The sequence below is a fragment of the Intrasporangium sp. Soil_C_50 genome, from assembly GCF_057656595.1.
In genome coordinates, this window is sequence record NZ_JBDGKB010000026.1 from 1 (window position 1) to 3,633 (window position 3,633).

Consider the following 3,633-nt stretch of genomic DNA (forward strand, 5'->3'; position numbering starts at 1 on the left):
CAACCACCACCGGCCCCACTCAGCGATCGGGAAGGTCGCACCCATCACCCGGTTGGACAACCTGGCTGGGCATCACACCTAGAGCCACCAGCAGGCGGAGGCCTGGGGCAGTCCGGCCACGCGCGCCTCGAGGAAGGCGAGCTCCTTGGCGAACGACGGCACCGCACCGCCGACGTGGGTGGGCGTGAGGTTCGACGAGAAGGAGACGTTCGCACCGAGGCGGCACCAGTCGTGGGCGAGGCCTCGGCCGACCGCGTAGGGGATGACGTCGTCGGCCAGCGAGTGGCTCACGAGCACGGGGACGGCGGGTCGGATCCGGCCGATGCGCTGCTCGTCGAGGATCGTGCGGAACGGTTCGGCCTGGGCGAGGTCGTGCAGCGTCCGGCCGTCGGTCGTGAGGTCGGAGGAGCGGGTGAAGGCGTGCAGGCCGATCGACTCCGCCACGCACTCGCCCTTCACGGCCGAGACGACCTCACGCCCGTGGGCGTTGAGGTAGTCGTCGAGGGGGAGGTCGTAGGCGGCACCGAGGCCCGCGACGGCGTAGAGGGCGAACGCGGCGTAGAGCCCGCCGTCGAGGTGGTCGGCGACGGCGACGAGGTCTGCCGGGACAGCCCCGACGACGGCGCCGCGGACCCGAAGCTCTGGGGCGTAGGCCGGGGCGAGCTCGACGGCCGCGGCGGTGGCGCCGCCGCCCTGGCTGTACCCGGCGAGGAGCACCGGGCCGTCGCCCGGCAGACCCGTGCCCGGGAGGCGCTGCGCCGCGCGGACCATGTCGAGCACGGCGTGGGCCTGGGACACCCGCGTCATGTAGGTGTGCGTTCCGGGCGTGCCGAGGCCCTCGTAGTCGGTGAGGGCGACCGCATAGCCGCGGGCGAGCAGCCCGTTGACGAACGCGCCCTCGTACTCGGAGCCGGCCGCGAGCTGCCGGCTCGGGGCGCAGCGGTCGGCCATGCCCTGGGTGCCGACGGCGTAGCCGACGACCGGGCGGCGGCCGGGGCCGACCCACGCGGTGGGCGGCACGAGCAGGGTCCCGGAGACGGCGTCGGGCCGGTTCGCCCGGTCGCGCGAGACGTACATGACGCGCGTCGCGCGCGCAGTGGAGGGCACGAGCCGGAGCGGGTCCATGTAGAAGGTCATCGGTTCGGACCGGATGACGGTGCCGGGCTCGCCCGCGACGGCCGCGGGCGGGTCGTAGAAGCCGCCACCCACCGCGGTGGAGGACGCGCTGGGTGGCGGCGGCGTCGCATCAGGCGCGGCTGAGGCCGGTGCGACACCGCCGGCCACTCCCCCGAAGAGGAGGAGGACACCAGCGGTGGTGCGGACCGGCAGGAGGCGGGCGGCACGGCTCACGGCGAGGCTCCTTCGCGTCGACCGCAGACAACCTACTGGGGGTAACCGCCGCTGTCCTGTCGAAGCTCCGCTGCCGTCGTATCCGGCTTTCTAGTGCTGGAGACATACGACCGAAGACGGCGGCATCGAGGCGCTGCGACCCCGGCCGGGCGTCGGCGCCCGAGGCTACGGTCGGGACATGTCATCGATGAGCGAGCTGGTGGGGACGGCGACCGAGGAGGTGCGGCGGGCGCTGACGCCGGTCGCCGAGGCAGACTGGTCGGTGGCGGCCGGAGACGTGGAGTGGTCGTGCCGGCGGACGGCCGCGCACATCGCCGACGACCTCTTCTCCTACGCCTCGCAGGTGCTGGCCCGGCCCGTCGGGGGCTACCTGCCGGTCGAGGCCGTCGTCGAGGAGCGTGGTACGAACGCCGAGGTCCTCGACGTCGTCGCCATGTGCGGAGACCTGCTGCGGCTGGCCGTCGCCGCCACCCCTCGCGAGGCCCGGGCGTGGCATCCCTGCGGGGTCTCGGACCCCGACGGCTTCGCCGCGATGGGCATCCTCGAGACGCTGGTCCACGGCTACGACATCGCGCGCGGGCTGGGCGTCGAGTGGCTGCCGCCCGACGCGCTCAGCGCTCCGGTGGTCGAGCGACTCTTCCCCGACGCACCCGCGGGCGGCCCCGCCCAGGTGCTGCTCCACTGCGCCGGGCGACTCCCGCTCGGCGACCAACCCCGCCTCACCGAGTGGCGGTGGGACTCGACGGTGCGCGTCGGCGCCTAGGCCGGCTCGCGGGTGAAGGTCCGCCGATACGAGACGGGCGGCACGCCGAGGCGACGCTGGAAGTGGTGGCGGAGGATGGCAGCCGTGCCGAAGCCGCACTCGCGCGCGATCCGCTCGACGTCGAGGTCGGTCGTCTCGAGCAGGTGGCGCGCACGCAGCACCCGCTGTCCGGTCAGCCACTGGTGCGGTGACGTGCCGACTTCGGCGGCGAAACGCCGCGCGAACGTGCGCTCGGACATGGCGGCCCGGCGGGCGAGGGAAGGCACCGAGTGCTCCTCGTCGAGGTGCTCGAGGACCCAGTCGAGGACGTCCTGGAGGGAGTCGCACGACTGCACCGGCACGGGCGTCTCGACGTACTGGCGCTGGCCGCCGGCGCGGTGCGGGGGCACGACCATGCGGCGGGCGATCCGGGTGGCCACCTCGGAGCCGAGCTCGGTGCGCACGAGGTGCAGGCACGCGTCGATGCCCGCAGCGGTGCCGGCACTCGTGATGACGCGGCCGTCCTCCACGTAGAGGACGTCGAGGTCGACGGTGGCGCTCGGGCAGACCTCGGCGAGCTTCGCCGCGTAGCGCCAGTGGGTCGCGACCTCCCGTCCGTCGAGGATGCCGGCCGCTGCGAGGGAGAAGGCTCCCGAGCACACCGAGAGCACCCAGGCGTCGCGGTCGACGGCATCGCGGAGCACGTCGAGGACCGCGGGGTCGAAGGGGCCGTCGACGGTGCCCGCGGGCACGGCGACGAGGTCGGCATCGCGAGCGGCCTCGAGCGGGTGCGTCGGCACGACGCCGATACCGCTCGTCGTCCGGTGGACCTCGCCGGGACGCGAGGAGCAGACGCGGAAGTCGAAGGCGGGCACGCCGTCGTCGGTCCGGTCGATGCCGAAGACCTCACAGAGGACGCCCAGCTCGAACGCGGCGACGGGTTCCTGGACGACGACGGCGATCGTGCGCAGCATCTGACGAGTCTCGCACGAGACTGGCAGGAAATGAATGGGGTACGTCAGTTCTGCCACTCGTGGCGGCATCTTGATCGGCGGAGGATTTCTGCCATGGACATCATCATCGTCATCGCCCTCATCGCCCTCCTCGCCGCCGCTCTCGAGCCGGCCCACCGTCGGACCCACGGCCTGCCCCGCGCGCCCTTCGGAGCCGACGCCGAGCTCGACCGCGACACCGCGCGAGCCCAGCACGACCTCACCCTCCTGCGCTGAACGGAGCACGGGCCCGACGCCCCGCCACCGACCACCCACTGGAATGGCCAACCCGCACCATCCAGATTCGCGCGAGCCAGCGCTTGACCGCATGACATCGCCCCCGCGACACCACCACGCCAGACGCTCGGCACACCCCCCGCCGCCCTTGAGTCAGAAGGGTGGCGGTTCGGGTTCCGGGACGGGCCCCGGTTCGGGCGGGCCGGTTTTGGGCGGAGTGATGCCTGAGGCGGCGCCGGGGTCGGTGAGGGCTTCGCGCCAGTTCTTGGGGTAGGTGATGTAGTCGCGTCCGGCCAGGGTGGTCCAGTGCAC

At 73.2% G+C, this 3,633-nt stretch carries 4 protein-coding genes; 2 read left to right on the forward strand and 2 right to left on the reverse strand.

The window, feature by feature from the left end; all coding sequences use genetic code 11:
• Positions 1 to 78 precede the first annotated feature (78 nt).
• Positions 79 to 1,350 (reverse strand): lipase family protein, encoded by a 1,272-nt coding sequence (locus tag AC3A5R_RS23045; RefSeq protein ID WP_487623108.1) that lies wholly within the window; start codon positions 1,348 to 1,350, stop codon positions 79 to 81.
• A gap of 178 nt (positions 1,351 to 1,528) precedes the next feature.
• Between AC3A5R_RS23045 and AC3A5R_RS23050 the strand changes: the two genes are divergently transcribed.
• Positions 1,529 to 2,113 carry a maleylpyruvate isomerase N-terminal domain-containing protein gene (locus tag AC3A5R_RS23050; RefSeq protein ID WP_487623109.1) on the forward strand — a complete coding sequence of 195 codons (585 nt, stop codon included), beginning with the start codon at positions 1,529 to 1,531 and terminating at the stop codon, positions 2,111 to 2,113.
• On the opposite strand, the gene AC3A5R_RS23055 is transcribed toward AC3A5R_RS23050, so the two are convergent.
• Positions 2,110 to 3,066, reverse strand: coding sequence for a GlxA family transcriptional regulator (locus tag AC3A5R_RS23055; protein ID WP_487623110.1), 957 nt, complete (start codon positions 3,064 to 3,066; stop codon positions 2,110 to 2,112). The two genes, AC3A5R_RS23050 and AC3A5R_RS23055, sit on opposite strands and share 4 nt — an antisense overlap.
• Positions 3,067 to 3,159: 93 nt before the next feature.
• Here AC3A5R_RS23055 and AC3A5R_RS23060 point away from each other — a divergent pair, with 93 nt between their 5' ends.
• Positions 3,160 to 3,321, forward strand: a complete 162-nt coding sequence (locus AC3A5R_RS23060) for a hypothetical protein (RefSeq protein ID WP_487623111.1) — start codon at positions 3,160 to 3,162, stop codon at positions 3,319 to 3,321.
• Positions 3,322 to 3,633 lie beyond the last annotated feature (312 nt).

Excerpts from the sequence above, each read along its gene's own strand:
- AC3A5R_RS23055 (WP_487623110.1), bottom strand. The coding sequence starts at position 3,066 with ATGCTGCGCACGATCGCCGTCGTCGTCCAGGAACCCGTCGCCGCGTTC.
- AC3A5R_RS23050 (WP_487623109.1), top strand. The coding sequence starts at position 1,529 with ATGTCATCGATGAGCGAGCTGGTGGGGACGGCGACCGAGGAGGTGCGG.
- AC3A5R_RS23060 (WP_487623111.1), top strand. The coding sequence starts at position 3,160 with ATGGACATCATCATCGTCATCGCCCTCATCGCCCTCCTCGCCGCCGCT.